22 protein-coding genes are annotated in these 26309 nt (G+C 60.6%); 15 read left to right on the forward strand and 7 right to left on the reverse strand.

Features of this window, described 5'->3' with window-relative positions; all coding sequences use genetic code 11:
* Positions 1 to 51 precede the first annotated feature (51 nt).
* Positions 52 to 1875 (reverse strand): monovalent cation:proton antiporter-2 (CPA2) family protein, encoded by a 1824-nt coding sequence (locus PL597_RS04740; RefSeq protein ID WP_077982863.1) that lies wholly within the window; start codon positions 1873 to 1875, stop codon positions 52 to 54.
* Between the two features lie 116 nt (positions 1876 to 1991).
* On the opposite strand from PL597_RS04740, the gene PL597_RS04745 reads away from it, so the two are divergent.
* The 6 genes from PL597_RS04745 (at position 1992) to lpxK (ending at position 8003) form a co-directional block, all read left to right on the forward strand.
* On the forward strand, positions 1992 to 3338 hold the full coding sequence (locus PL597_RS04745) for a TldD/PmbA family protein (protein WP_271364678.1): 1347 nt from the start codon (positions 1992 to 1994) through the stop codon (positions 3336 to 3338).
* A 93-nt stretch (positions 3339 to 3431) separates the two neighbouring features.
* A complete protein-coding gene (locus PL597_RS04750; RefSeq protein WP_271364679.1) occupies positions 3432 to 4238 on the forward strand; it encodes a 3'(2'),5'-bisphosphate nucleotidase CysQ in 807 nt (268 codons plus the stop codon).
* Positions 4239 to 4299: 61 nt separating this feature from the next.
* Positions 4300 to 4539: a DUF4170 domain-containing protein gene (locus tag PL597_RS04755; protein WP_006313175.1), complete on the forward strand. Its 240-nt coding sequence runs from the start codon at positions 4300 to 4302 to the stop codon at positions 4537 to 4539.
* A 215-nt stretch (positions 4540 to 4754) separates the two neighbouring features.
* The gene (gene waaA / locus PL597_RS04760; protein ID WP_137409841.1) at positions 4755 to 6077 is read left to right on the forward strand and encodes a lipid IV(A) 3-deoxy-D-manno-octulosonic acid transferase; all 1323 of its coding nucleotides are present in this window, start codon (positions 4755 to 4757) and stop codon (positions 6075 to 6077) included.
* Positions 6071 to 6808 carry an HAD family hydrolase gene (locus PL597_RS04765; RefSeq protein WP_271364680.1) on the forward strand — a complete coding sequence of 246 codons (738 nt, stop codon included), beginning with the start codon at positions 6071 to 6073 and terminating at the stop codon, positions 6806 to 6808. Before waaA ends, PL597_RS04765 begins: the two co-directional genes overlap by 7 nt.
* A 148-nt stretch (positions 6809 to 6956) precedes the next feature.
* The gene (gene lpxK, locus PL597_RS04770) at positions 6957 to 8003 is read left to right on the forward strand and encodes a tetraacyldisaccharide 4'-kinase (protein ID WP_269823289.1); all 1047 of its coding nucleotides are present in this window, start codon (positions 6957 to 6959) and stop codon (positions 8001 to 8003) included.
* Between the two features lie 111 nt (positions 8004 to 8114).
* Here the strand turns inward: lpxK and PL597_RS04775 are convergent, their stop codons facing one another.
* On the reverse strand, positions 8115 to 8336 hold the full coding sequence (locus PL597_RS04775; RefSeq protein ID WP_137409844.1) for a DUF2093 domain-containing protein: 222 nt from the start codon (positions 8334 to 8336) through the stop codon (positions 8115 to 8117).
* Positions 8337 to 8475: 139 nt separating this feature from the next.
* Positions 8476 to 10308 carry a DNA mismatch repair endonuclease MutL gene (gene mutL, locus PL597_RS04780; RefSeq protein WP_271364714.1) on the reverse strand — a complete coding sequence of 611 codons (1833 nt, stop codon included), beginning with the start codon at positions 10306 to 10308 and terminating at the stop codon, positions 8476 to 8478.
* 410 nt (positions 10309 to 10718) lie between these two features.
* Here mutL and PL597_RS04785 point away from each other — a divergent pair, with 410 nt between their 5' ends.
* Together PL597_RS04785 and PL597_RS04790 are read left to right on the forward strand one after the other, a co-directional pair.
* Positions 10719 to 12329, forward strand: a complete 1611-nt coding sequence (locus tag PL597_RS04785; RefSeq protein WP_165691209.1) for a response regulator — start codon at positions 10719 to 10721, stop codon at positions 12327 to 12329.
* Between the two features lie 86 nt (positions 12330 to 12415).
* Complete coding sequence (locus PL597_RS04790; protein ID WP_077982856.1) at positions 12416 to 13768, forward strand: putative bifunctional diguanylate cyclase/phosphodiesterase; 1353 nt, start codon at positions 12416 to 12418, stop codon at positions 13766 to 13768.
* Between the two features lie 134 nt (positions 13769 to 13902).
* Here PL597_RS04790 and PL597_RS04795 read toward each other — a convergent pair whose 3' ends face one another.
* Genes PL597_RS04795 through PL597_RS04810 form a run of 4 tightly spaced genes read right to left on the reverse strand, consistent with a single transcriptional unit; the run spans position 13903 to position 17136 of the window.
* Entirely contained in the window at positions 13903 to 14790 is an 888-nt protein-coding gene (locus PL597_RS04795) for an SMP-30/gluconolactonase/LRE family protein (protein WP_142912828.1), read from the reverse strand.
* A 4-nt stretch (positions 14791 to 14794) separates the two neighbouring features.
* A complete protein-coding gene (locus PL597_RS04800) occupies positions 14795 to 15424 on the reverse strand; it encodes a 2-dehydro-3-deoxy-6-phosphogalactonate aldolase (protein WP_077982855.1) in 630 nt (209 codons plus the stop codon).
* Between the two features lie 15 nt (positions 15425 to 15439).
* On the reverse strand, positions 15440 to 16354 hold the full coding sequence (locus PL597_RS04805) for a 2-dehydro-3-deoxygalactonokinase (RefSeq protein ID WP_271364681.1): 915 nt from the start codon (positions 16352 to 16354) through the stop codon (positions 15440 to 15442).
* Positions 16354 to 17136, reverse strand: coding sequence for an SDR family NAD(P)-dependent oxidoreductase (locus PL597_RS04810; protein ID WP_173988245.1), 783 nt, complete (start codon positions 17134 to 17136; stop codon positions 16354 to 16356). The genes PL597_RS04805 and PL597_RS04810 overlap by 1 nt, the downstream gene beginning before the upstream one ends.
* Before the next feature lie 71 nt (positions 17137 to 17207).
* Here PL597_RS04810 and PL597_RS04815 point away from each other — a divergent pair, with 71 nt between their 5' ends.
* The 7 genes from PL597_RS04815 (at position 17208) to PL597_RS04845 (ending at position 26145) form a co-directional block, all read left to right on the forward strand.
* Entirely contained in the window at positions 17208 to 18077 is an 870-nt protein-coding gene (locus tag PL597_RS04815) for an IclR family transcriptional regulator (protein ID WP_269823287.1), read from the forward strand.
* A gap of 211 nt (positions 18078 to 18288) precedes the next feature.
* Complete coding sequence (locus PL597_RS04820) at positions 18289 to 19029, forward strand: helix-turn-helix transcriptional regulator (protein WP_269823286.1); 741 nt, start codon at positions 18289 to 18291, stop codon at positions 19027 to 19029.
* A gap of 78 nt (positions 19030 to 19107) precedes the next feature.
* Positions 19108 to 20331 (forward strand): CmpA/NrtA family ABC transporter substrate-binding protein, encoded by a 1224-nt coding sequence (locus PL597_RS04825; RefSeq protein WP_137409852.1) that lies wholly within the window; start codon positions 19108 to 19110, stop codon positions 20329 to 20331.
* A 122-nt stretch (positions 20332 to 20453) separates the two neighbouring features.
* Positions 20454 to 21584 carry an Mrp/NBP35 family ATP-binding protein gene (locus tag PL597_RS04830; RefSeq protein WP_271364682.1) on the forward strand — a complete coding sequence of 377 codons (1131 nt, stop codon included), beginning with the start codon at positions 20454 to 20456 and terminating at the stop codon, positions 21582 to 21584.
* A gap of 338 nt (positions 21585 to 21922) precedes the next feature.
* Positions 21923 to 22900 (forward strand): magnesium transporter CorA family protein, encoded by a 978-nt coding sequence (locus PL597_RS04835; protein ID WP_162520479.1) that lies wholly within the window; start codon positions 21923 to 21925, stop codon positions 22898 to 22900.
* Between the two features lie 15 nt (positions 22901 to 22915).
* On the forward strand, positions 22916 to 24835 hold the full coding sequence (locus tag PL597_RS04840) for a potassium transporter Kup (RefSeq protein WP_080791263.1): 1920 nt from the start codon (positions 22916 to 22918) through the stop codon (positions 24833 to 24835).
* 146 nt (positions 24836 to 24981) lie between these two features.
* Positions 24982 to 26145 (forward strand): cell wall hydrolase, encoded by a 1164-nt coding sequence (locus PL597_RS04845; RefSeq protein ID WP_162520480.1) that lies wholly within the window; start codon positions 24982 to 24984, stop codon positions 26143 to 26145.
* The last annotated feature ends 164 nt before the right edge of the window (positions 26146 to 26309 follow it).

Below are 26309 nucleotides of genomic sequence, written 5' to 3' on the forward strand. Positions count from 1 at the left end.
GCGGGGAGAAGAAACAAGTGGCGCTCTCCCAGTCACTAAGTTGAACTCAATTCACAGCGAAACTTCCGTCTCGCTGTCTTCCGCATCCTCTTCCCACTTTTCAGCCTTGGTCTTCGGCTTCATCAGCGGTTCGGGCTTCACTTCGCGTACCGGCTTGTTATGCAGCATCTGCCGGCCGGCGGCGATGCCTTCCACGGCCTGTAACTGCAACCGCTCTTCGTCGCGTTCGCGAATGTCGTCGGCAATCGCCAACGCCCTTTCGCCATCCATATCCAGCCCTTCCAGAATGCGCCTGCCGAACAGCAGGCCGGATTCCAGCGTCTCGCGGATTTCGTATTCCACGCCCTTCTTTCTGAGGCCCAGCGAATGGATGCGGTCATAGGAGCGAGCATAGATGCGCACGCTTGGAAATTCCGACTGGATCATGTCGATGATACGGTCGGTCACCTCCTTTTTGTGAGTGCAGACCGCAACCAGATCTGCCCGCTCGATGCCGGCGGCGATCAGCACGTCCTTGCGGGTGCCATCGCCGAAAAAGATGCGGAAGCCGAAACGGGCGGCCTGCCGCACGCGGTCGGCCGAACTGTCGATGACGGTCACGTCGCGCCCGCCAGCGAGCAGGATTTGCGAGGCGATCTGGCCGAAACGGGAAAAACCGATCATCAGCACATCCGCGCCCGCGCCGTCGAAATCCTCCTCAAGCTTGTCCTCTTCCGCATCCTCCGCGGTCAGACGCCGTGAAATCACCGCCAGAAGCGGCGTCAGCGCCATGGAAAGCGTGACGACGGCAACGAGGATCGAGGCCGTCGCCTGCGGAAACAGCCCGGAGGCGGCAGCCGTGGTGAAGAGCACGAAGCCGAATTCGCCGCCCTGCGCCAGAAGCAGGGCGATGCGGCTCGACGCATAGCGCGAAGACCCGGCGATGCGGCAGAGGCCATAGATCAGCCCCGCCTTCACCGCCATCATCGCCGGCACTGTGATCAGGATGAGCAGGATGTTTTCATAGACGATATGGATATGCAGCGACATGCCGACAGCCATGAAGAACAGCGCCAGAAGCAGTCCGCGAAACGGCTCGATATCGGCCTCCAGCTCGTGCCGGTAGGACGATTCCGACAGCATCAGCCCCGCCAGCAGCGCGCCCATGCCCATCGACAAGCCCACCGCTTCCATGACGGCGGCGGCGCCGATGACGACGAAGAGGGCGGCGGCGATCATCACCTCGCGTGCACCCGTACGGGCGATGATCTGGAACATCGGCGTCAGAAGATAGCGCCCGGCAAGGATCATGCCCGCCACCGCAACGACGGAGGCTATGAGATCGGATACCATGGAATCCGTCGGCACATCCGGCCGGTTGGAAAGAATGGTGACGAGAGCAAGAAGCGGCACGATGGCGAGATCCTGAAACAGCAGGATCGAGAAGGACCGGTTGCCGTGCCGCGTATTCATGTCGCCGTCATCGGCAAGAATTTGCAGCGCAAAGGCGGTGGAAGAAAGCGCTAGACCGAAACCCGCGACGAGACTGCCGCGCCAGTCGATCAGCCCCGCCCACCAGGCAATCGCCGCCAGCACGCTGCCGGTCACCAGCACCTGCGCCATCCCCAGCCCTAAAATATCGCGCCGCATCTGCCAGATGCGCGATGGCTTCAGTTCCAGCCCGATGATGAAGAGCAGGAAAACCACGCCCAGTTCCGAAACATTGAAGATGTCCTTCGCATCGGTGACCAGATGCAGGAACGGCCCGATGACGATGCCCGCCACCAGATAGCCCAGTACGGTGCCAAGCCCGAGCTTGCGGAAAACCGAGGCCGCGATGACCGCGCCGGCCAGAAGCAGCAATGGTTCGGAAAAGAGAGCGTCGTGCTCGGTCATGGCTGCGGACTTTCGAATAGGGTGGCGACAATACCGTCCGAATAGAGAAAGCGGCGTTTCGCCCTTGATGCGGGGTTGCTGGCACAATAAATGGAACAGGAATGAAAGGCCAACTCATGTCCTCAGAAATAGATTCTTCCAAACTTCTCGATCGCGCCAGCCAGCTTGTCGATCTTGCCCGCGCCGCCGGTGCGGATGAGGCGGATGCCGTTGTCGTCCGCTCCCGCTCGCAGTCGGTCGGCGTGCGGCTCGGCAAGGTGGAAAGCACCGAATCCTCCGAAAGCGACGATTTTTCCCTGCGCGTCTTTGTGGGCCGCCGGGTGGCGAGCGTTTCGGCCAATCCCGGCTTTGACCTGAAGACGCTGGCGGAACGGGCCGTCGCCATGGCGAAGGTCTCGCCCGAAGATCCTTTTGCCTGCCTGGCGGATAAGGAGCGGCTTGCGACGTCCTACGACGATCTCGAGCTTTTCGATGCGACCGAAGTCTCGGCCGATCAGCTGCGTGAGGCAGCCCTTGCGTCGGAAGAGGCGGCGCTGGCCGTCAAAGGCGTCAGCAATTCCTCCGGCGCCGGCGCATCGAGCGGTATGGGCGGCCTCGTCCTCGCTACCTCACACGGTTTTTCCGGCAGCTACATGGGTAGTCGTTTCAGCCGCTCCGTCAGCGTCATCGCCGGCGAAGGCACCAAGATGGAGCGCGACTACGATTTCGACAGCCGTCTTTATTATGCCGATCTCGATGCCGCCGAAGAAATCGGCCGCCGCGCCGGGGAAAAAGTCGTGCGGCGTGTCGGTCCACGTCAGGTCGATACCGGCAGCAACATCACCGTGGTCTTCGATCCGCGCATCGCTCGCGGTTTCGTCGGTGCGATTGCCGGCGCCATCAACGGCGCGTCGGTTGCCCGCAAGACCAGCTTCCTGCGCGATAAAATGGGCCAGCAGGTTCTGAAAAAGGGTCTTTATCTCACCGACGATCCGCAGATCGTGCGTGGCCCGTCCTCGCGTCCCTTTGATGGCGAGGGTGTTCGCGGCGAGAAGATGACAATGATCGAGGACGGTTTTTTGAAGCACTGGTTCCTCTCCACCTCCGCGGCGCGGGAACTCGGTCTTGAAACCAACGGTCGCGGTGTGCGCGGCGGCACGGCGGTTTCGCCAGCTTCTACCAATCTCGCGCTGGAGCCGGGCGATCTCTCGCCGGAGGACTTGCTGAGACAGGTCGGAACCGGCTTTTACGTCACCGAGCTGATCGGCCACGGCGCCAATATGATCACGGGTGAATATAGCTGCGGCGCGAGCGGTTTCTGGATCGAGAATGGCGAAAAGACCTTCGCGGTTTCCGAGGTCACCATCGCGTCCAACCTGAAGGACATGTTCATGCGGGTGACGCCGGCCAATGATATCGACCGCAAATACGGCGTCGCAGCCCCGACGCTCGCCATCGAAGGTATGACGATCGCTGGCAAGTGAGGCGGCCTGCGGGTTGTTTTCGCGGGCACTTTATGTGCAAGTGCGAAGAGAAAAACGGGCGCGCCGTGTGAGGCGCGCGGAAAAGACGGCAAAATGAACGATACGGCTGAGGCCCGCTGGGCCTCCGATTTGAGGCTGGTGCTTGAAGCCGCCCGCAAGGCGGGCGAGACGGCGCTGGGTTTCTTCCGCAAGGACCCCGAGGTCTGGTGGAAGAATGGTGGGCTTTCGCCGGTCAGCGCGGCCGACTACGCCGCCAATGAAATTCTCGAAACCATCCTGCGCTCCGCCCGGCCGGATTACGGCTGGCTTTCCGAGGAGACGGATGACGATACGGACAGGCTGTCCCGTACCACCGTCTTTGTGGTCGATCCCATTGACGGAACCCGCGCCTTTATTGGTGGGCGGGATACATGGTGCATCAGCGTTGCGGTGGTGCATGAGGGCCGGCCGGTGGTCGCGGCGCTCGTCGCACCGGCGCTTGCCGAGGAGTTTACCGCATTTGAAGGCGGTGAAGCTCTGAAGAATGGGTTGCCCGTTTTTGCCGCGCGCGAAAATGCCGGCATCTTCCATCTGGCAGCGCCCGAAGACGTGATCACGCATCTGCCGGAAGGGGTGCGGGGCGGCGTCAAGCGCATTCCGCACGTGCCCTCGCTCGCCTACCGGCTGGCCATGGTGGCGGATGGCCGCATCGATGGAACGCTCGTCAAGGCCAACTCGCACGAGTGGGATCTCGCCGCCGCCGACCTCATTCTGGAGAAAGCGGGCGGCCGGCTGGTCGGGCTCGATGGAAAACCTCTGATGTATAATCGCCGGCAGGTAAACCACCCCGCATTGTGCGCCGCAGCAAATTATGCGCTGCCGGAACTTTTGAAAGCGTTTTCACATCTGTCTGACGGTTGACGTTTGCCGGGAAATCCCGCAGATGAAGGCCTCTCTCAGCGTTTAAGAAAGAGATAAAGACATGACGGAAACTGGCAAACCGAAACAGCTGCTGCACCTCGTCTTCGGCGGCGAACTTGAAAACCTTCAGGATGTTCAGTTCCGGGATTTGAACGCACTCGATATCGTCGGCATCTATCCGGATTACGCTTCTGCGCTGACCGCATGGAAGTCCAAGGCGCAGATGACGGTCGACAATGCCCATATGCGTTATTTTATCGTGCATATGCACCGTCTTCTCAATCCCGACGATAAAATTTGAGTCCTTTTCCCCTTGCGTTGTAATACTATTGGGTGAAGGCGGTTTTACCCGTGATTCCTGCTTGAGACAGCAGGGCACGGTATTGCGACACGAGAAAATGTGATCGCGCTTTCGTTTCCGATGACAAAAAATGACGCAATTTGAGAAGAAGTAGGCGGCGATAACAACCAGAACAGGGGCAGGGCATTGCGCGGAATGATCAAGGGCAGAATGTCATGAGCAGCCGTCTCGCACGTTTCGCTCTTTCCGGTTACCGGATTGCCGGTATCGCCGCTTACCCGTTCGCCAAGCCCTATCTTTCCTATCGGGCCGCGAAAGGCAAGGAAGACAAGCGCCGCCGGCTCGAACGTTTCGGTTATGCGAGCGCCGAGCGCCCGCGCGGGCCGCTCGTCTGGTTCCATGCCGCAAGTGTCGGTGAAACCCTTGCCCTCATCCCGCTGATCCGCGAAATCCGCAAGCGCGATATCTACGTGCTTCTGACCACCGGCACCGTCACATCGGCTGAACTCACCCGCACCCGGCTCGGTGACGACGTGATCCACCAATATGTGCCGCTCGATATCAAGATCGCGGTCAACCGTTTCCTCACCTATTGGGCGCCGGATGCCGCCATAACAGCGGAATCGGAAATCTGGCCGGTGACGATGATGGAACTGGAGCGCCGGCACATCCCGCAGATCAGGGTCAATGCGCGCCTCTCCGACCGTTCCTTTGACCGCTGGAAAGCCCGCCACGACATTGCGGAATCGCTGTTCTCAAAGCTGGCGCTGGTGGTTGCGCAGTCCGATCTCGATGCTGAACGTTTCCGCGATCTCGGCTCCTGGCCGGTGGTGATTTCGGGTAACCTCAAGGGTGATACCGATCCGCCGCCCTGTGACGAGGCGCTTTTGGAGCACTATCGCAAGCAGGTCGGCAATCGCAAGACATGGGCCGCCATCTCCACCTTCGACGGCGAGGAGAAGGCTGCCGCCACCGTGCATGCGGCGATCAAGTCGCGCAACGGCCAACTGACCATCATCGTGCCGCGCCATCCCGAGCGCGGTGATGATGTGGAAGCCATGCTGAAGAGCATGAACCTTTCCGTCGCCCGCCGCAGCCGCAATGATGTGATTACCCCGGAAACCGATATTTTCCTCGGCGATTCCATCGGCGAAATGGGGCTCTACCTTCGGCTGACCGAACTTGCCTTTGTCGGCCGGTCGCTGACGGCCGAAGGCGGGCAAAATCCGCTGGAGCCGGCGATGCTCGGCTGCGCCGTCCTCTCAGGTGCGCATGTGCAGAATTTCCGCGAGGCCTATCAGAAGCTGATCCGCGCCGGCGGCGGTCGTATCATCCGCGATGTGGAGATGTTGGCCAAGGCGGTGCATTATCTGCTGGTCAACGACAATGAGCGTTACAAGATGATCGATGCGGGCAACCGGGTCATTCAGGATATGCGCGGTGCGCTGTCCTCCACCGTCAAGGCGCTGGAACCCTATATCAATCCGCTTACCGTTTCCGCCAAGCTGCAACCGCGGAGCGCCATCGGTTCATGGTAGCGGATATTGAACTTGATGCGGCACAATCGATTGCCGCAGTCCTTTTCGACAAGGACGGAACGCTTCTCGGCTATGACGCCAGCTGGGGTCCGGTCAACCGCGAGCTTGCGACCATCGCGGCCAATGGCGATCCCGTTCTTGCCGACCGGCTTCTTTCCGCCTGCGGCATGGACCCCGTTACCGGTCATGTGGTGCCGGACAGCCTGCTGGCCGCCGGCAATACGGCGGAAATCGCCGCCGGTCTGGTTGCCGCCGGCTCGCCCTGCGATGTCGGGGAACTGACGGCGCGCCTCGACCGGTTATTTACCGAGGCTGCGGATAAATCCGTGCCGGTAACCGATCTCAAGGCATTTTTCGCAAGGTTGAAGGCGCGGGGCTACAAGCTTGGCATCGCCTCCAGCGACAATGAAAACTCCATCCGCCAGACCGCCATCCGCTTCGGTTTCGAAAAGGACCTCGATTTTGTCGCGGGATATGACAGCGGTTACGGCACCAAGCCGCAGCCCGGTATGGTCCTGGGTTTCTGCGAGGCGATAGGCTTCCCGCCGGAACGCGTGGCTGTTGTCGGCGACAATAACCACGATCTGCACATGGCAAAGAGTGCTGGCGCCGGTCTGCGCATCGCCGTTTTGACCGGAACAGGCTCACGCGAAAGCCTTGACGCGGATGCCGATTATTGTTTCGATGACATTACCGCGCTCGAAGCGCTTTTGCCGGAACGGGCTCTCTGAACCCGGCGGGTTTCCGCCGGGCGGGGTGCGGCTCGGTCAAACCCGTTTATTCCATTTTTGCAATTTACGGTTTTTTCTGGCAAACAACCTCCTGACATGTGACGGGCGAACGGAATGCCGTGGGCGACGCGGCCGGGAGCGGGAATAGATGGTTTCTGAAGCGCCGCCGTTCTGGTGGCAGAAAGCGGGATGGCAGGCGTGGCTCCTGTCTCCTTTCTCGCTTGTTTACGGCAAGATAGCCGGCCGGCGGATGCAAACGGCGAAGAGGGCAAGCGTTGCCGTTCCGGTCATCTGCATCGGCAACTTCACCGTGGGAGGGGCCGGCAAGACACCGACGGCGATGGCAATTGCGAGAGCCGCCGTCGCCAAGGGCCTGAAACCCGGATTTCTCAGCCGTGGCTACGGCGGCACGCTCGACGTCACCACCCTTGTCGATCCCCGGCGTCACCGCTCCGCCGATGTCGGCGATGAGCCGCTGCTTCTGGCACGGGAGGCGATCACAGTCATTTCCCGCAAGCGCGTGGAAGGCGCACACCGTCTGGTGAAAGAAGGCGTCGATCTCATCATCATGGATGATGGTTTCCAGAGCGCGCGCCTGACGCTGGATTATGCGCTTGTCGTCATCGATACGATGCGCGGCATCGGTAACGGCCATCTCGTGCCGGGCGGTCCGGTGAGGGCGCCGCTTGCTGAACAGATGCGGCACATGACAGGGCTTCTGAAGGTCGGCAAAGGCCACGCGGCCGATGCGCTGGTCAGGCAGGCGGCAAAGGCCGCCAAGCCCGTCTTCGTTGCGGCAATCACGCCGCAGGAGCCGCAGGATTTCAGGGGAAGACGCGTGCTGGCCTATGCCGGCATCGCCGACCCGGCCAAGTTCTATCGAACCGTCGAGGCGCTCGGCGGCGACATCGTGCTGCAGCGCTCTTTCCCGGATCATCACCATTTCAGCGACGACGAGATCGCCGATCTTTTGCAGGACGCCGGCAAAGATGATCTGCAGCTGGTGACGACGGCAAAGGATGCCGTGCGGCTTAACGGACACCACGGCAGGGCGGAAGAATTGCTGTGGAACAGTCTGGTGATCGAAATCGACATGGTGTTCGACGACCCCAACGCGGCCGCGGCGATCATCGATACGGCGGTGGGAAACTGCCGCGCGCGTTTGCTGCGGGAAAATGCGCGGACGTCGGTTTAGAGTACCGAAGAAGATAAACCGCCGTGCACCCACTTCCTTCTCATCTCTGTGACAAGCACAGGGATGAGGGAAGGCACATGACGCGCAATACTCAACGCGCCGCTTCCCAACTCACGCGGGCAAATCGCCAGCCTTCTTTTCGGCTTCCAGCGAAGCCGCCGCATCCACATAGGCCTCCTGCCGCGCCACGCTCCAGTAGCGCAGCTCATCGAGCGGAATGGTCTTGGCCGTCATGGCGCAGATGACGTGCGAGCCGGTCTGGACGATGCGGAAGTCACCGTCGAGATATTCGATGACGGCGAGGCGGTTACCGCCTCCTTCAAATCTGTTCATCCGTTTTCGTCTCCTGCTCTGTCCTGTGAGCGCACCCAGTCCGAAACGGCGCAGCGTTTTCCTGAACAATTGGGTGCTCCAGTATCTCGAATTTATATAGCGCGGCGTGGCGCAAGGCCAGCCCCGCCTGCTTGCGGCGTCAGCTACGGCCGAAGAGCCGTTCTATATCGGAAAGTTTCAGTTCGATATAGGTCGGACGGCCGTGATTGCACTGGCCGGAACCCGGCGTGTTTTCCATTTGCCGCAGAAGCGCGTTCATCTCCTCCGGCCGCATGCGCCGGCCGGAACGCACGGAGCCGTGGCAGGCCATGGTGGCCGCGACATATTCCAGCTTGTTGGCAAGCGTTGAGGCTGCGTCCCATTCGGCGATCTCGTCAGCAAGCTGGCGCACCAGCCCCTGCACATTGACTTCGCCCAGCATGCCCGGCGTTTCCCGGACGGCGACCGCGCCCGGTCCGAAACGCTCGATGACGAGCCCGAGCGCATCGAAACCGGCGGCATGATCCATCAGCCGGTCGCAATCCTCTTCCGGCAGGTCGATGATCTCGGGGATGAGCAACACCTGCGAAGGCGGCCGCCTCGAATGCAGCGCATTGCGCATCTGTTCGAACACCAGCCGCTCGTGCGCGGCATGCTGGTCGACGATGACGAGGCCGTTTTCCGTCTGCGCGATGATGTAGTTCTCGTGCAGTTGCGCCCGCGCCGCTCCGAGCGGATATAGCACAGGTTCAGACGGGGGGCTTGCGGCGGTCTCGTCAGTGTCCCGAGGCTCGGCCCTCGCAGTCGGCATGGTGATGTCGGAAAAACGTGACTGCACCGCCTCGGCAAATTGCATGTCCCCGGAAACCGCAAGCGGGCGCGAAGGCGAGGTGGCAGCGGACCATGGCGCGGCGGCTGCTATGGAAGGCGAGGGCCGAAGGCCGGACGGGCTGTAGCCGGGGCGGAAGGCGTTCATCATCTGGCTCGCCCCCGTCGTCGCAGCCCTGTCGCCGTCGCGCGTCAGCGCCTGTCGGATCGCGCCGACGATCAGCCCGCGAATGAGGCCGGGATCGCGAAAACGCACGTCGGACTTTGCAGGATGCACATTCACATCCACAAAGGCGGGGTCGAGCGTGATGGACAGCACCGCGACAGGATATCGCCCATGCGGCACGGTTTCGGCATAAGCGCCGCGAATGGCGGATAAAAGCAACTTGTCCTGCACCGGCCGGCCGTTGACGAAGACATATTGATGCGCCGAGTTACCGCGATTGAAGGTCGGCACGCCGGCAAAACCGGAGAGCGTCACATCCTCGCGCCCGGCGTCGATCTCTATCGCATTGTCCTTGAACTCGGCGCCGAGAATTTGCGCCATGCGGGCCAGATGGTCATCGCCGGTGGAGGGGATTTCAAGCGTCGAACGATCGGTGCCCGATAGCACGAAACGAATATGCGGAAAGGCGATCGCCATGCGTTTGACGACCTCGGTGATCGCGGCCGCCTCCGCCCGTTCCGTCTTCAGGAATTTCAGCCGCGCGGGGGTGGCGAAGAACAGGTCCCGCACCTCGACGATGGTGCCGGCATTCGAAGCGGCGGGCCGGACATCGGACACCTTGCCGCCGGTGACGGAAATCACCGAACCCTGTTCAGCGCCCTGTTGCCGGCTGGTAATCGTCAGCTTGGCGACCGAGCCGATGGAGGGCAGCGCCTCGCCGCGAAACCCGAGCGTGCGGATATCGTCCAGCGTATCGGAAATTTTCGAGGTGCAGTGACGCCTGACCGCAAGCTCCAGATCGGCAGGCGACATGCCGGAACCGTTATCGGTAATCCGCACCAGTCCCTTACCGCCGCCGGCCGTCGCGATCTCGATCCGCGTCGCGCCCGCGTCGATGGCGTTTTCCACCAGTTCCTTCGTGGCGCTGGAGGGTCTTTCGATGACCTCGCCGGCGGCGATCTGGTTGATAAGGGTTTCTGAAAGCTGCTTGATGGCCATGATCGTCATTTTCGCGGATTCGCTACGGCTTCGAAAGCAAAAAACTCGGGCTGCGGAAATTTGCACATGTTTTGCGGCCTGTCTGGCATTTGATCATTTCCGTCAACATGGCGCTAAGCGTTAATCCGCCTTTAATCGGCCTTGATTATGGTGAGGCGGCTTGAAATGACCGCAGGAACGGGGGCCGCCTTCGCCGGGTGGCGTGTGACGTCGACTATGGGTGAGCGTCATCTTCCCCTCAAGACTGCTTCAAGTTGCAAACCCTGATGTCTCTTTTGCGGAATTTTTCGTTTCATCCCGGCATTTGCCCTGGACGATTCCACTAGAAACATAAGCCTGACCCCTGAAAAACAGGCGGGAGTTTGCAGTTGAGTGATTTGGCGTCCTCTGGCGCGGGCGTTCATACGGTGATGCTTGATGCCCTTTGCGACGCGCTTGGCGCGGCGATAGTCGTTTACGACCGGAACGATCACATTATTTTCGCAAGCCGGAAACTCCTCAGCTTTTTTCCACTGGAAGAGGCCGTTATCGGCCCGGGTGCGCGGCTGCGCGACTATCTGAGCGCGCTATATGATTGTTATCTGCTGGAAGCGGAAAGTCTTTCCGCCAATGCCCGCCCCCTCGGCCGGGAGGAATGGATCGGCGAACGCCTGGCGCTGCACTGGAAGGAAAGATCGGAAAAAACCGAACGGCTGAAGGGAGAGCGCTTCCTGCGCTTCGTCATGAACCGCCTGCCGTCCGGCCTCGGCATCAGCGTGGTTGCGGATATTTCCGAACAGAAGAAACGTGAAGAGCAATGGCGCATCGATCTCGAGCGCGTGCAGCTCATCGAGGACATTCTCGACAATCTGCCATTTCCCGTCTTCGTCAAGGATCGGAACATGGCCTATGCCGCTGTCAACAAATCCGCCTGTGCCCTTGTCGAGACAAGTCCCGAGAGCATTCTTGGCCGTACCGTTTTCGATCTCCACTCGCGCAAGGTTGCCGGACGGATCGATGTCGCCGATCGTATGGTGCTGGATAGCGGCGTGCCGAGCATCATCCCGGAAAGGGTGCGGCGTCTGAATGGCGAAGAGGTGCTGACCATCACCCGCAAGCAGCGTGTGGGCAGGCCCGGCCGATATTTTCTGGTAACGACGATGGAGGACGTGACCGCTCTCGCTACCATCGACGCCAACGGCACGCCCGTCATCCCCTCGCTCGAACATGTCCCCTTCGTCGCCTCCACCTATGGCAAGGACGAAGAGCCGGACAATCATGGCGGGGTATTAAAAAGCAAGGCAGTGCTGATCGTCTCTGCAAGCGGACATTTTGCGGAAGCCGCCGGTCGCCGGCTGACGGCGGGCGGCATGGACCATGCGGCGGTGACGAGTGAGGACGAACAGCGTGCCTTCATCGAGGTCGCAGCCTCCGCCGGGGTGAGCATCGATGTGGTGGTTGTCGATGCCCAAATGAGCGTTGCATGCCTCGATATTGCCTCGGCGCATGCCCTGCCCGTCGTCACTATCGAGGAAGAGGAGATTGAGGCCTCCCTGCTGCATTATCTCGCCGCTGCCTCCCCGAAGGAGAAAGCCGCTGACGAAGACTGGGAAATCATGACGGATGATCTGCCTGCAATCTTGAAGACCGGCGGTGTCTGCGAAATACTTCTCGTCGAGGACAACAGGGTTAACCAGATCGTCTTTTCACAGATACTCGAAGGCCTTGGGCTTTCCTGGCGGCTCGCCACCTCGGGCGAAGAGGCGCTGCGGCTCTTTGCCGAACAGCCGCCTTCCGCCGTCCTGCTCGATACGACGCTGGGCGATATCGACGGCTTCGAAGTCGCCCGCCGCATGCGCAGCCTTGGCGGAGACAAGCACATTCCCATCGTCGGCGTCATCACCCACGCTTTCGAGGGCGATCTCGACAAATGCCGGGCATCCGGCATGGACGACATGCTTTTGAAACCCGTCAGCCCGGACATGGTCGAGGCGGTTTTCCTGCGGCTTTTCGGCAAGGACGGCTTGCGGCTACGGGCCTGAAATTGCCATTGCCGGAAGGCTATGGCTTTTTTAATACTTGCACTGCATTGTGACCGCGGGCGACACAGGATTCACGAGATGCAGAAATGAAACGGGCAGAGCCGCAAACGTTGCAGGTCAGCCAGAACGAGCTGCAGGCGATGGCCTACAGCGACCCGCTGACGGGGCTCGGCAACCGCTACCGTCTGCGGGACAAGATTCGCATGCTTGCCAGCGAGCGCTCCAGCGATCCGGCGCCCTTCACGGTCGGCATCGCCAATATAGACGGCTTCAAACCTATCAACGATCTGTTCGGCGTGCAGGCGGGCGATGAAATCCTCTGCCAGGTCGCGCACCGGCTGAAAGCCTGCATTCCCGACGGCGCGATCGTGACGCGCCATGACGGCGACGAGTTCGCCTTCGTGCTGCCGCTGGTCTTCGAGCGCATCGGCGCGGAACGCATTGGCAACATGATCAAGGACGTGCTTTCGGCCCCTTACGATCTCGGCGACCGCAACGTCCGTCTGTCCTCCTCCTTCGGTTTTGCCATCTATCCCTTCGCCGGCGATGAATTCGAGGATTTGCTGAAAAGCGCTGAAACAGCGCTTTATCGCTCCAAGAGACGCGGCCGCGGCCAGATCACCGTCTATTCGCGCGAGATCGCGCAGGAAATGAAGCGCGCCACGCAGCTGGAACAGGCGCTCAGAAACGCCATCATCACCGACGCCATCGACGTGCATTTCCAGCCCATCGTCAGACTGGAAGAGGCGAAGGTCATCGGTTTCGAGGCGCTCGCCCGTTGGAACGACCCGGATCTCGGCTTCGTATCGCCTGCCGTTTTCGTGCCGCTGGCAGAAGAGCGCGGCTTTATCGACGCACTGTCGGAAGCTTTGCTCCGAAAGGCGGCGGAGGCGGCCCTGTTCTGGCCGCGCGAGCTTTTCCTGTCTTTCAACCTCTCTTCCGCGCAATTGATGGACCCAAGCACGGCGGACAATATTTTGTCCATTCTCTCGCGTGTCGGCCTCGACCCGCACCGGCTGGAGCTTGAAATCACCGAAACGGCTGTCATGACGTCTGCCGATACCGCGCAGCGTATCATCAGCGAATTGCAGAGCGCGGGTGTTCGCATCTCCCTCGACGATTTCGGTACCGGCCAGTCCAGCCTCGGCCGCCTGAGGGATTTCACCTTCGACAAGGTGAAGATCGACCGCGCCTTTGTCTCGCGCATCAGCAGCGACCGCCCTTCCGAACATATCATCAAGGCCATCGTCGCCATGTGCGAAGGCCTCGATCTCGAGGTGGTGGCCGAGGGGATAGAAGAACGGGCGGAAGAGGAAAAGCTGCTCGCACTCGGCTGCGCCATGGGGCAGGGCTATTTCTACGGCCGCCCCGCCGACGCCGCCGCGACCCAGCGTTATCTGCACGAGAATTACCGCGAGATATTGTCGGATATTTCCTGATGCGGTGCGGCTTGGTCGTTACGCTTGTTGGAGAAAGCAGTATCTCAGCCGAGCTTGTGCGCGCCGGCGCATCCCCACAACCCTCATTCCTGCGACAAGCACAGGAATGAGAAGAGGTTGGCGGATGCCGCGCTTCACAACCGGTAAAGCGGCTCAAACCGGCCCTTGACGTCAACCCCCAGCTCGAACGTCAACCCATGCTGCGGATTGGTGGCAAGGGCGTCGTCGTCGAGATGTTCGCGCGCGGATGTCACGAGAAGGCGCGATGCGTCGGGGCCGATGAAGGCGGGGCAGGTCGTCTGTCCGCCGGGCACCTCATATCGGGCGATATGATTGCCGTCCGTGTCGTAACGATCCACGGCGCCCACGCCCCAGCGGGCGTTCCATATATGCCCTTCGGCATCGCAGACCGACCCGTCGATGCCGCCTTTGATACCCGTGGAATCGATGAAGACTTCAGCTTTGCCGGAGGGCAGGCCGGTCTCGGCATCGAGCGGCACCCGCATCAGCTTGTTTACCTTGGTATCGACGTAATATCCCGTCGCGCCATCGGGCGAGAAACAGATCGAATTCGGAATGCTGATCCCGGCAAACAGCTTGGTCACGGTGCCCTTCGCGACATGATAGATGCTGCCCGCACCGGTCTCCGCCTTGCGGCCCATGGTGCCGATCCACAGCGCGCCGGAGGGGTGCATGCGCCCGTCATTGGAGCGGTTGTCGGGCAAATCCATTTCCAGCTCCGCATGCAGGGTCAGCACGCCGGTTGCCGTGTCGCGCAGGAAAAGCCCGTCATCGGAGGCGATCAGCTGCTTGCTGTCGCTGACCTTGGCGAGCGCACTGCCCATGAAGGGCAAAGCGTGCACGGTCTTGCGGCCGGAGGCGAGATGCAGCTCATGCAGTTCCCGCTCGAGAATATTGAACCACCAGGCGGTGCCGGTCGCGGGGTCGAAGGTCGGGCCTTCGCCGAGCAGCATCGGCGTTTCGTCCAGAACGCGTCCGGTAAAGGGAAAAACAGTGGCCAAGCTCTTATCCTCCGATGGCAGCATCATAGGCTGAAAGTGTGACAGTGGCGCGTTCGCGCACCTCCGCCGCCGTCATGCCCGGCTTGTAAAGGCTGGTGCCAAGCCCGAAAGCCACGATACCGGCCGAGGTATATTCAGAAAAATTCTTGTCCGAGACGCCGCCGACGGCGGCGATGACCAGATCCTTCGGCAGAATCGTCCTGATGGCATTGATGCCGGCGGGGCCGATGATGCTGGCGGGGAAAAATTTGAGCCCGGTCGCACCGGCCTTCGCTGCCACCAGCGCCTCGGTGGGGGTGAGGACCCCCGGCATCGTCACCATGCCTTTTTCACGCGCAGCGGTAATGACCTCCGCATCGGCATTCGGGCTCACCATCAGCTTTCCACCGGCCGCATCCAGCGACGCCACGTCTTCAACGCTGAGCACGGTGCCGGCTCCGATCAGGCAATCGGCGGGCGCCATCTTCGCGGCGATCTCGATGGAGCGGAACGGATCGGGCGAGTTCAGCGGAATTTCAATGGCGCGGAAGCCGGTTTCGATCAGTGCGCCGACGACGCCTTCGGTTTCCTCGGGTTTCAGGCCGCGCAGAATGGCGATCAGCGGATATTGGATGGAAGGGAAGGGAATACGCATGGTCGATCTTTCTTCTTATGGCCAGATGGCATTTGCAGCGGCCAGCAATCCGCGCCGCACGGCCTCGTCTGCATCAATGACCGTATAGTGGATATCAAGGGCGGTGAAGGCACCTTCATAAAGCGAGCCGAGTGCGCCGGAGCCGATCAGAACCACCGGCGTCTCCCGCTTCGCCTGCGAATGCGCGCCGGCGATTTCCAGCCCGATCATGATACCGGACAGCTTGGCCTTGGCGTCGGTGGCGGTGAGGCCGTGCAGCAATTGGCCGGAGCGAAGGGTGAAAAAGCGATTGGTCGCAAGCTGCGGATTGGCATAGATGTCGCGCACCGCCGCCGTGAAAGCCTCATGCTCGCCGGTAAAGGCTTCGGCCTCGGCCACCGCATGGGAAAGGATCGTCTGTTTCGAGACGACTTCGAAGAGCTCGCCGGTCATGAACGTGGCGAAGCCGGTCACGCCGCCATCCTTCACGGTCACCCATTTGGAATGGGTGCCTGGCATGCAGACGAGTTTTTCACCGGCATCCGAGGAGGCGAGAGCGCCGAGCAATTGCGTTTCCTCGCCGCGCATGACGTCGGGCGCGGTTTTGTCCCGCTGCGCCAGCCCCGGCAGAATGCGCACATCCCGCGCCTGGCCCGGCACACGAACCGCGCCGCCCGGAACCGCCGAAAGCGACGCCGGCACGTCGATATAACCCGCCTCGACCCAGCCCTGCCGCGCCCCTGCCATGCCGCAGACGATAACCGGCAGATCTTCCGGCGCGCCGATGGCGTCGAGATGCGATTGCAGTACGTCGGCAAAACCGGTCCGCATGGCGGTGGTCATACCTTCCGTGCTTCTGCGCTCCGCCAGCACCGCGCCCGATCGGCTCATGAGCCAGAGCCGGAAACTGGTCGTACCCCAGTCGACGGCGATGAAAGCGGGTTCAGACATTATAGAAGGCCTCCGTCTACGATTATGGATTGCGCCGTGATGGCGCCCGATGCCGATGATGCGAGAAACAGGCACGGGCCCGAGAGATCGGCAGCGACGAGCGTGCGTTTCAGGCATTGCCGCGCGGTGGTGGCCGCAATACCCTCATCCGTCAGCCATAGTTCCTTCTGCCGTTCCGTCACGATCATGCCGGGCAAAAGCGTGTTGACGCGTATATTTTCCGGGCCCAGCCGGCCTGCCAGGCTTTTCGTCAGCCCGATGATACCGGCCTTGGCCGCCGCATAGGAGGGCAGATCGCCCATATTGAGCAGAAACGAGATGGATGAAAAATTGACGATGGACGCGTCTTTCGCCTGCCGGAGATAGGGCAGGGCTGCCTGAACCGTGAAGAACATCTGCTTCAGATTGACCGCCTGATTGGCGTCCCAATAGGCCTCCGTCACCGTGTCTATGTCGTGGCGGTCGTCCCAGGCGGCGTTATTGACCAGTACCTTGATCCCGCCGGTGGCGGAGGCCGCCGCCTCCACCGTCTTTCCGATCGCCGCAATATCACGGAGGTCGGTCTTGAAGAAGTGAACCGGATGCGGCGCCGTTGTCGCAAGCCGCTTGACGAGCGCCAGACTTGGTTCTTCGGCGATGTCGATGAAAGAAACCTTCGCGCCTTGCATCGCAAAGGCTTCCACCAACGATGCTCCGATGCCGGAACCGCCGCCGGTGACGAGCACGCCCGCATCCTTGAGGTCCGGAAATTGGGCTTGCGTCATCGGCGTCATCTCGTCCATGAAAGGCTTGCTTGTTCCAATATTTGGAACTAGATTTTACTAAATGGAATTATTCTCTTGGCGTCACGCTTATGTCAAGGCAGATGACGGTGGATGTTGCCATGCCCGATAATAAAAAGCCCAATCGTCAAAAGCCTGATGCGGTTCCAATGGCGCAGCGGAAGGCCGGCGTTGAGACGGGCACGCTCGGCAAAGCTGTCTCGCTGCTGGAGCTGATCGCCTTTGCTGAAAAACCGATGCGCTTTACCGATGTGGTCGAAGCCTGTGGCCAGCCGCGCGGCACGGTTCACCGCCAGCTCGCCCATCTCGTTGCCGAAGGCCTTGTCGATCACGCTGCCGATCAGACCTATGCCGTGGGGCTGAGGTTGCTGCAACTGGCCGCGAAAGCCTGGAGCGGTAACGACCTGCGCAGCGTCGCGGCACCCCATCTGGCGGCCTTGCAGGCGGTGACGCAGGAGTCGGTGCATCTCGCGGTGCTGAACGGTGGACAGGTCACCTATCTGGACAAGATGGAGGGCCGGCACACATTGCGCATGCATTCGCAGGTCGGCAAAACCTCCCCAGCCTATTGCACCGGCGTGGGCAAGGCGGCGCTGTCGCTGCTCTCCGCCGACGATCTGGCGCAGCTGGCCGCGGAACTGGATTTTCATCGCTTCACGGAAAGCACGGTCACAACGCCGGAAGCGCTGATGGGGGAAGTGGCGACAATTCGAGACAACGGCTACGGTTTTGACCTTCAGGAGCACGAGATCGGAATTCACTGCGTTGCCGCACCGGTCCGGGCGCCCGGCCGCAATTTTCGCGCGGCGATTTCCGTCACCGGTCCGGCCTATCGCGTGGATGTGGAACAGCTTCGCAAATGGGGCCCCCTGGTGCGCGAAACCGCCGACAGAATTTCCGACGATCTTGCGTGCAGATTATCCCCGGTGGCGGATGGTTGAGGAAAACGAAGACTTCTGACCCATGGATTTTATGGGGTGAAACTGCCGGCCTTGCACCCATTCAGACACGTTCAATATTATTTTCGACTATTCTGAATTAAGTTTTCAACTTTCGTTTGCATGAATCGTTTTGGTGAGTAACATCCGCAACAATTTCCGGGCAAGGGCAGGCCTTTGCGGCGGCATTTCTCATTCTCGAAGAACAGCTTTGATGCAAAAAACAGAGGCGGCCGCCGTTCAGTCGATTGGTGTTGATTGCGTTCGCGAGATCGCTGGTCTGAACACGCAATTCGATATATTCCGGTTCCTGAAACGGCTGACGGAAGCCTGGGAATTCAAGGCTTTCATGGTTCTTGACCTGTCGTCGGAAGCGGCGAGCGAATTGTCGCAATATACGATCATCACCAGCTGGCCGGCGGAGCTTCTGCAGCGTTACGATGAAGAGGGCATGCTGCAAAACAGCCGGGTGATGGCGCAGTTGAAAAAATCGACCGTTCCCTTTTCCGTCTCAATGGATTTTCTGGTCGGAGGCGAGGGAGAAATCGCCAGGAAAACCGTGATCAACCTTTTAGAACGTTTCGAGATGATCAATTCGGTCTGGTTTCCCGTTCACGACATTACCATGCGACGCGGCGCGGTATCTTTTTCCGGCAACAGGACGGCCGTGCCCACCAGCCGGCTTGCCGAGCTTTTATATATTTCCAGCCATGTCTTCGCCCGGCTGTCTGAAATCCGCCGGCTCGATCTCAGGGTCCCCGAAACACTGAGCGAGCGGGAGATCGACTGCCTGAACTGGACCGCCGCTGGCAAGACCAGCGCCGAAATTGCTGAAATCATGATGCTGTCGGAACATACCATCAATCATTACCTGAACCGCGCGACGAAAAAACTCGACACGGTCAACCGCACCCAGGCCGTCGCAAAAGCGCTGCGGGTCGGCCTGATAAAATAGCGAAACCGTAATTTTATCATTGTGATAAACCGTTTCCTGGGCGATCCTCTTTTCGAATCACCGGAAAGGAGAAATCGTTTGCCGGAACGGCATAGGGTAAAAGCAGGATTTTCTCCGACTATCGATTGCGCCGTGCTGATAGCCGCTGCCGAAAAAGGCTTTGCTGCCGATGAAGGCATAGAACTTGAACTTTTCCGAAAACAGTCCGCCCGCGCCGTGCTTGCGGCGCTTGGCGAGGATGGCGTTCACGTCGCGCACCTGCCCGCCCCGGTTCCGGTCGGCTCGGCTGTCGGCCTCGACGATCTGCCCGCCGATATTGTCGGCGTTTTCACGCTTTCCCTCGGCGGATCGGCGACGACCGTTTCCCACGGATTTTATAACGAGCTCTACCGCGAAGGGCTGAAGTTACCGGACCCGGCGGCTTTTGGACGCGCCATGGCCCGTGTCTGCGCCGCGCGCCGGGCGGCGGGCGGAAATCCTCCGGTCTTTGCGGTCGAAGATATCGTCTCCACGCCTTTTTATACCCTGCGTTACCTGCTCGGAAGCTGCGGCGTGCTGCTCGGCCGGGATATGGAAATCGTCGAGGCGCTGCCGAAGGCCATGCCGGCGCTCCTGGAAAACGGCAAGGTCGATGCGCTCTGTACCGCCGAGCCGGCGGGCAGCGCCGTGGTGCTCGGCGGCGCGGGGCGTATCGTCACCACCGGGGCGTTGATCTGGCGCAATGCGCCGGAAAAGATGCTGGCCGCGAAGAAGCGCTGGGCGGAGGAGAACCCAGCCCTGCTGGAAGGGCTGCTGCGCGCCCTCTACCGCGCCGGCGAATGGTGCGCCAATACCGCCAATATCGAGGAACTGGCCGGCATCCTCGCCGCTCCTCAATATATGGATGAGAACGGTGAATTCCTGCTGCCGGCGCTGACGGGCTATATTTCCACCTCGCAGAAGGACATGCAGCGCTTTCAGGAATTTTTCGTGACGAGCGCCAAGGCCGCCAATTTTCCATGGCAGAGTCAGGCCCTGTGGTTCTTCAGCCAAATGCTGCGCTGGGGCGAGGTTTCCGCCGATTACCGGTTCGATCCCGCCATGGTGGAGGCGGCCCGTAACGCCTACCGGCCGGATATTTTCCGCAAAGCGATGAAGCCGCTTTTTGCGCCGGTGCCGGGCGCAAATCTGAAGCTTGAGGGCACGTTGCGTGAGCCTGTTCATGTCGGCGCATCGCGCACGGGTCTGGTGCTGGGCCCCGACTGCTTTTTCGACGGTCATGTTTTCGACCCGGAAACGCTGGAGATGGACGACGAGATCTGAAGCCGCAGCGTCAAATCGTCGCGAATGCCTGACTGTTGTCGCGCTTTGGCATTGGCGAAGCGCTCCGGCTTGTCTATGGATGGCACGCAATACCCGGTCGGATGATGAAGCGGAGCAGGAATATGGCAGATGTCAGCAGGAGCCAGGTGGAAAAGGCGCTGGAAGCGGTGGTCTATCCCGGCAGCGGCAAGAGCATCGTCGCACTCGGCATGGTCTCGGAAATTTTCATCGCCGATGCGAAGGCCTATTTCTCGATCACCGTCCCGGCCGACAGGGCTGCGGCGATGGAGCCGTTGCGGCTTGCCGCCGAACACGCGGCCAAGGGCGTTGAGGGCATCGTCGGCGCGGTCGTGGCGCTGACGGCCGACCGCAAGCCTGGCCAGCAGCAGCCCGCGCCGGCGCGCCCCGCCGCCGCAACCGGCCGGCCGACCACTCAGCCCGGCTCGTCAAAGGTCGGCGTGCCGGGGGTCAAATCCATCATCGCCGTGGCCTCGGGCAAGGGCGGGGTGGGCAAGTCGACGACCGCCGTCAATCTGGCGCTCGGCCTCCAGTCGCTCGGCCTCAAGGTCGGCATGCTCGATGCCGATATTTATGGCCCCTCGCTGCCGCGGCTGCTGAAAATTTCCGGCCGTCCGAAGCAACAGGAAGACCGCATCATCCTCCCCATGGAGAATTACGGACTGAAGGTCATGTCCATGGGCTTTCTGGTGGATGAGGAAGCCGCGATGATCTGGCGCGGGCCGATGGTGCAGTCCGCCCTGATGCAGATGCTGCGCGAAGTGGCCTGGGGCGAACTGGACGTGCTGGTGCTGGACATGCCGCCCGGCACCGGCGACGCGCAGCTTACCATCGCCCAGCAGGTGCCGCTCGCCGGCGCCGTCATCGTTTCCACGCCGCAGGATCTGGCGCTCTCCGATGCGCGCAAGGGCGTCACCATGTTCCGCAAGGTGGAAGTACCGCTGCTGGGCGTCATCGAGAATATGAGCTATTTCATCGCGCCCGATACCGGTGCGCGTTACGATATTTTCGGTCATGGCGGCGCGAAGGCTGAAGCGGAAAGGATCGGCGTTCCGTTTCTCGGCGAAGTGCCGCTCACCATATCCATCCGCGAAATGTCAGATGCCGGAACGCCGGTCGTCGCCGCAGAACCCGATGGCCCGCAGGCCGCAGTCTACCGCGATATCGCGCAAAAAGTCTGGGCGCGCATCGGTGCAAGCGAGCAAAAAGCCGCCCCGAGGATTGTTTTCGAATAACACCCCAGCCATGGAGCAAAGCCGGACAGGGTTGCTTCTTCCTCGATAGTCGTTTGAAAACATAAGATTAAACGGAAGTATCCGAAAGCATTTCCGGATTTGAGATTCAGAAATGCTTCGCCTGCAATGCTGTCGAGAAAAAATATTGCTTGATTGCGTCTCGCTTTGGGCGCATACGCCTGCGCCGTTTGGCTCTTGGTCCATCGGGCCGGCGAGATTGTCAAAATCCCGCCTGTTCCGACGGTCCCTGAAGTGTCGTCCAAAGGTTTGCCGAGCGCAAACAGGATATGTTAAGCAGCATTGCGGCTGAAGCCTGCAATGTGGAGCGGAGAAACGGATTGATAAAAGCCTATCGCGCCAATTGCGAGGCGATCAGCCTGTCGTCAGACGACGGCTCCGGACAGGTCCCCGACGACATCGTCTGGATCGATCTCGTCGATCCGGACAGGGCGGAAGAGCAGCATGTGGAAAAGCTGCTGGGGCTCGATCTGCCCACCCGTGAGGATCTGAAGGATATCGAACCTTCCAGTCGGCTTTATATGGAAGACGGTAATGTCTTCATGACCGCCTCTCTGGTGTGGAAGGCGGATTCGGACGATCCCCGCCTCACCGACGTCGCCTTCATCCTTGCCGGCAAGCGTCTGGTGACAATCCGTTACGCCGAGCCGAAATCCTTCCATCTCTTCACCGCCGCCATCACGCGCGTTCCGCATGAGATGCGCAGCGGCGCGGCGCTGCTCCTGAAGCTGCTCGAAACCATCGTCGACCGCACGGCGGAGATTCTCGAAAACTCGGTTACGGGGATCGACAATCTCGCCGCCGATATTCTCGGCAGCCAGGCTCGTTCCAAACGCAAGGCGCCGCGCTATCTCGAAGACCGCCTCGGCAACATCGCCGCCTATCACCGGCTGATATCGAAGGTCCGCGTGAGCCTTGCATCGCTGGCGCGCCTTCAGACCTTTCTGTCCACCAGCGATCAGGTGCGCGAGGACAAGGGCGCGCGGGAGCAGGGCAAGTCGATCGGGCGCGATATCCAGTCGCTGAATGAACATGCCTCCTTCGTTTCCGGCAATCTGACCTTTCTCTTGGACGCCTCGCTCGGGATCATCAATATCGAGCAGAACGGCATCATCAAGATTTTTTCCATCGCGTCGGTGGTGTTCCTGCCACCCACGCTGGTGGCCTCCATTTACGGAATGAACTTTCAGCTCATGCCGGAGTTGAGCTGGACATTTGGTTATCCGCTTGCGCTGATCGTGATGGTGATGTCCGCGATCATTCCGTTTCTCTTTTTTCGTTGGAAGGGCTGGCTCTGAGGAGCCAGGATCATCATGTCTCAAATCGTCGACAAGGATGTTGCCGAGAAACCGGATGCGGATGACAAGCATCAGAACAAAGGGCTTTATGCCGCGATCCTTGGTTCCATCGGCGTCGTCTATGGTGATATCGGCACCAGCCCGCTCTACGCCTTCCGCGAAGCCCTTCGGCCGATCGCCTATGACGGCGTGACGCAGGAAGAAGTCATCGGCCTCACGTCCCTGATGATCTGGGCTTTGACGATCATCGTGACGTTCAAATACATCACGCTTCTTCTGCGTGCGGACAATGACGGCGAGGGCGGAACGCTCTCGCTGCTGGCGCTGCTGATGAAGACGGCGGGTACCCACCGCAGCGTTCTCATCGTGCTCGGCCTCATCGGCGCGGCGTTGTTTCTGGGCGACGCCATGATCACGCCGGCGCTATCGGTGCTTTCGGCGGTGGAAGGCCTGAAGCTCGTCACGCCGGAAATGGACGCCTTCATCATTCCGATTTCCGTCGGCATCCTCATCGGCCTCTTCGCCATCCAGTCCCACGGCACGGGCACGGTGGCGAAATTCTTCGGACCGATCACCGCCGTCTGGTTCATCGTCATGGGTCTGGCCGGTCTTCTTCATATCGCCGATGACTTCAGCATCCTCTTCGCCTTCAATCCGTGGCATGCGGTGGAATTTCTGGCCAATGAAGGTTTCTACGGCGTCGTCGTGCTCGGCGCGGTCTTTCTGACGATCACGGGGGCGGAAGCGCTTTACGCCGATCTCGGCCATTTCGGCCGTCGTCCCATCCAGTGGGCGTGGTTCTGTCTGGTTTTCCCGGCATTGACGCTGAATTATCTCGGGCAGGGCGCGCTGGTACTGAAAGACCCGGCGGCGATGTCCAATCCCTTCTATCTGATGTTCCCGCAATGGGCGATCCTGCCGGCCGTCATTTTGGCAACCGCCGCCACCATCATCGCCAGCCAGGCGGTCATAACGGGCGCGTTTTCGCTCGTGCGCCAGGCGATCCATCTCGGTTATCTGCCGCGCATGGAAATCCTCTTCACCTCGGAAACCAATACGGGGCAGATTTACCTTCCGGCCGTCAACACCATCCTCTTGTTCGGCGTCGTCGCACTGGTCATCACCTTCAAGAGTTCGGATGCGCTTGCCACCGCCTACGGTATTTCCGTGACCGGCGCGATGGTCGTCACCAGCCTGATGTTCTTCGAATTCGTGCGCAAGCGCTGGAAATGGTCGATCTGGCTGGCGCTTGCGGTGCTGACGCCGCTTCTGCTGCTGGAACTGATCTTCCTCGGAGCGAACCTCCTGAAGATCCACGACGGCGGTTATGTGCCGGTGCTGTTGGCCATCGCCTTCACCATCATCATGACCACATGGCAGCGCGGCTCAAAGATACTCTTTGCCAAGACCCGCCGCATCGATGTGCCGCTGAAGGCCTTCGTCGCCTCGGTGGAAAAGGAGAGCGCCCATGCGCCGGTGCGTGTGCCCGGCACGGCAATCTTCCTTACCGGCGATCCCGAGACGGCGCCGGCGGCGCTGTTGCACAATCTCAAACATAACCACGTCCTTCACGACAAGAACGTCATCCTGACGATCCGCACCGAGGACCAGCCGCGCGTCCACCCCGAAGAGCGTTATACGCTGACGAAGCTGAGCGACCGTTTTGCCGTGGTCGAATTGCATTTCGGCTTTATGGAGACGCAGAATGTCACCCAGGCGCTGGGCTATCTGAGACGCACCGGCTACAAGTTCGACATCATGTCGACCTCGTTTTATCTCGGCCGCCGCAAGCTGGTGCCGGATCCGAAATCCGGCATGCCGGGCTGGCAGAACCGCCTGTTCATCGCGCTCGCCGAAACCGCCGCCGATCCCTCGGATTATTTCCGCCTTCCGGCCAACCGCGTGGTGGAGTTGGGTTCGCACGTCGTCGTGTGACTATTAGAAGATGGTTACACATTAACGTGAATCCGCGTCCGCGCGCGGCGTTAACCAAGCATCAAGGTTAATAAGAGATTCTCGAACACCTGTAGCAAATTTGGTTGTCGGTGTTCGGAGTGCTGGTTTTGCGTTCGAAAAGAGTAATGCGTCGTCGGTCCCCCGTGTCCCGTGAGGCGTGGGCGTCAAAATGGACCTCGCCCGTCGTCTTCGGCCTTGCCGCCTGGCTCGTTTTTCCCTCCCTCGCTGCGCGCGCGGATCTGGCCTCGCTTCTGGCCGGTCTGGATAATGGCGGCGAGCAATGGCGCATGGTGCTGACGGCCTCTCCGGCGGGCTCGGTGCACAATGCCTCGCTCACCTTCAACGATGCCGCAGGGGAGGCGGCGCTGCACGGCGGCGGCATGACCCTGCCCAATGGCAGCAAGGTCGCTTTCGTCACCAATAAGAAGGGCGAGGCAACGACGCCCGACAGCGAGCGCGTCAACCGCGCCGCCAAGAAGGGTCGTGTCGTCGCCACCGAAATCATGCAGCCGCCCAAGGCTTTCACCGCCGGTTCCGTCTTGCAGCGCACCAGCATGCTGGACATCGAGCCGCTGAAGCGTAAGGACCGCACCGCTTTCGTCAAACCGAAGCGTGGCAAGGACGTGGAACTCGCCTCCTTCTATTTCCGTCGCGAGGAAAAGAAGGCGGACAGAAGCGTCTCGCCGATGCTGGCCGAACTCATCAACAATCGTACGCCGGATATTCTGGCCACGGCCTATGCGCCGGCCGAACCGGATTTCGCCCGCGAGTCACCCTTCGACGCCATTCTCAAGAAGCCCGACGCCGGCCGTTTCGTGCCGCAAATCGCCGAGGGCGACCACGCCTGGGCGGCCACCCCTTTGCCCGCCGCCGTATTTTCGGCAGCCGAACAACAATGCCTCGCCTCCGGCATCTATTTCGAGGCGCGCGGAGAATCGGTGAAGGGACAGGCGGCGGTCGCACAGGTCATCCTCAACCGCGTGCGCAATCCCGCCTATCCGAAAACCATCTGCGGTGTCGTTTACCAGAACAAGGACTGGCGCAACCGCTGCCAGTTTTCCTTCGCCTGCGACAATATCAAGGATCGCGTGAATTCCGAACGCCACTGGAAAATGGCGCGCGAAGTGGCAATGGCCACAACGGCTGGCAAAATCTGGTTGAAGGAAGTGGGATCGGCAACCCACTATCACGCCGTTTATGTGCGTCCCGCCTGGGGTCGCACGATGAAAAAGGTCGGCAGGATAGGTTTGCACGTGTTTTACCGTACCTATGGCGGCGGCTGGAGCTGATACCACCGCCAATTTGTCGCATTTTGCGTGTCAAAAATGCCGATTCCCTGGGGAAACATCGCCGCCAAACCGCGACTTGATGTCAAGCCATTGTTTTTGCATGATTAATTTGTGTCGAAACAACCGTCGACAGTGCCTTGACTAGAGAAGCCCCTAAACCTATG

The sequence above is a fragment of the Agrobacterium sp. ST15.13.013 genome (assembly GCF_027956525.1).
GTDB lineage: Bacteria > Pseudomonadota > Alphaproteobacteria > Rhizobiales > Rhizobiaceae > Agrobacterium > Agrobacterium salinitolerans.

Coding starts and splice junctions, on each gene's coding strand:
- PL597_RS04740 (WP_077982863.1), bottom strand. CDS start 1,875: ATGACCGAGCACGACGCTCTCTTTTCCGAACCATTGCTGCTTCTGGCC.
- PL597_RS04745 (WP_271364678.1), top strand. CDS start 1,992: ATGTCCTCAGAAATAGATTCTTCCAAACTTCTCGATCGCGCCAGCCAG.
- PL597_RS04750 (WP_271364679.1), top strand. CDS start 3,432: ATGAACGATACGGCTGAGGCCCGCTGGGCCTCCGATTTGAGGCTGGTG.
- PL597_RS04755 (WP_006313175.1), top strand. CDS start 4,300: ATGACGGAAACTGGCAAACCGAAACAGCTGCTGCACCTCGTCTTCGGC.
- waaA (WP_137409841.1), top strand. CDS start 4,755: ATGAGCAGCCGTCTCGCACGTTTCGCTCTTTCCGGTTACCGGATTGCC.
- PL597_RS04765 (WP_271364680.1), top strand. CDS start 6,071: ATGGTAGCGGATATTGAACTTGATGCGGCACAATCGATTGCCGCAGTC.
- lpxK (WP_269823289.1), top strand. CDS start 6,957: ATGGTTTCTGAAGCGCCGCCGTTCTGGTGGCAGAAAGCGGGATGGCAG.
- PL597_RS04775 (WP_137409844.1), bottom strand. CDS start 8,336: ATGAACAGATTTGAAGGAGGCGGTAACCGCCTCGCCGTCATCGAATAT.
- mutL (WP_271364714.1), bottom strand. CDS start 10,308: ATGGCCATCAAGCAGCTTTCAGAAACCCTTATCAACCAGATCGCCGCC.
- PL597_RS04785 (WP_165691209.1), top strand. CDS start 10,719: ATGCTTGATGCCCTTTGCGACGCGCTTGGCGCGGCGATAGTCGTTTAC.
- PL597_RS04790 (WP_077982856.1), top strand. CDS start 12,416: ATGAAACGGGCAGAGCCGCAAACGTTGCAGGTCAGCCAGAACGAGCTG.
- PL597_RS04800 (WP_077982855.1), bottom strand. CDS start 15,424: ATGCGTATTCCCTTCCCTTCCATCCAATATCCGCTGATCGCCATTCTG.
- PL597_RS04805 (WP_271364681.1), bottom strand. CDS start 16,354: ATGTCTGAACCCGCTTTCATCGCCGTCGACTGGGGTACGACCAGTTTC.
- PL597_RS04810 (WP_173988245.1), bottom strand. CDS start 17,136: ATGGACGAGATGACGCCGATGACGCAAGCCCAATTTCCGGACCTCAAG.
- PL597_RS04815 (WP_269823287.1), top strand. CDS start 17,208: ATGTCAAGGCAGATGACGGTGGATGTTGCCATGCCCGATAATAAAAAG.
- PL597_RS04820 (WP_269823286.1), top strand. CDS start 18,289: ATGCAAAAAACAGAGGCGGCCGCCGTTCAGTCGATTGGTGTTGATTGC.
- PL597_RS04830 (WP_271364682.1), top strand. CDS start 20,454: ATGGCAGATGTCAGCAGGAGCCAGGTGGAAAAGGCGCTGGAAGCGGTG.
- PL597_RS04840 (WP_080791263.1), top strand. CDS start 22,916: ATGTCTCAAATCGTCGACAAGGATGTTGCCGAGAAACCGGATGCGGAT.
- PL597_RS04845 (WP_162520480.1), top strand. CDS start 24,982: ATGCGTCGTCGGTCCCCCGTGTCCCGTGAGGCGTGGGCGTCAAAATGG.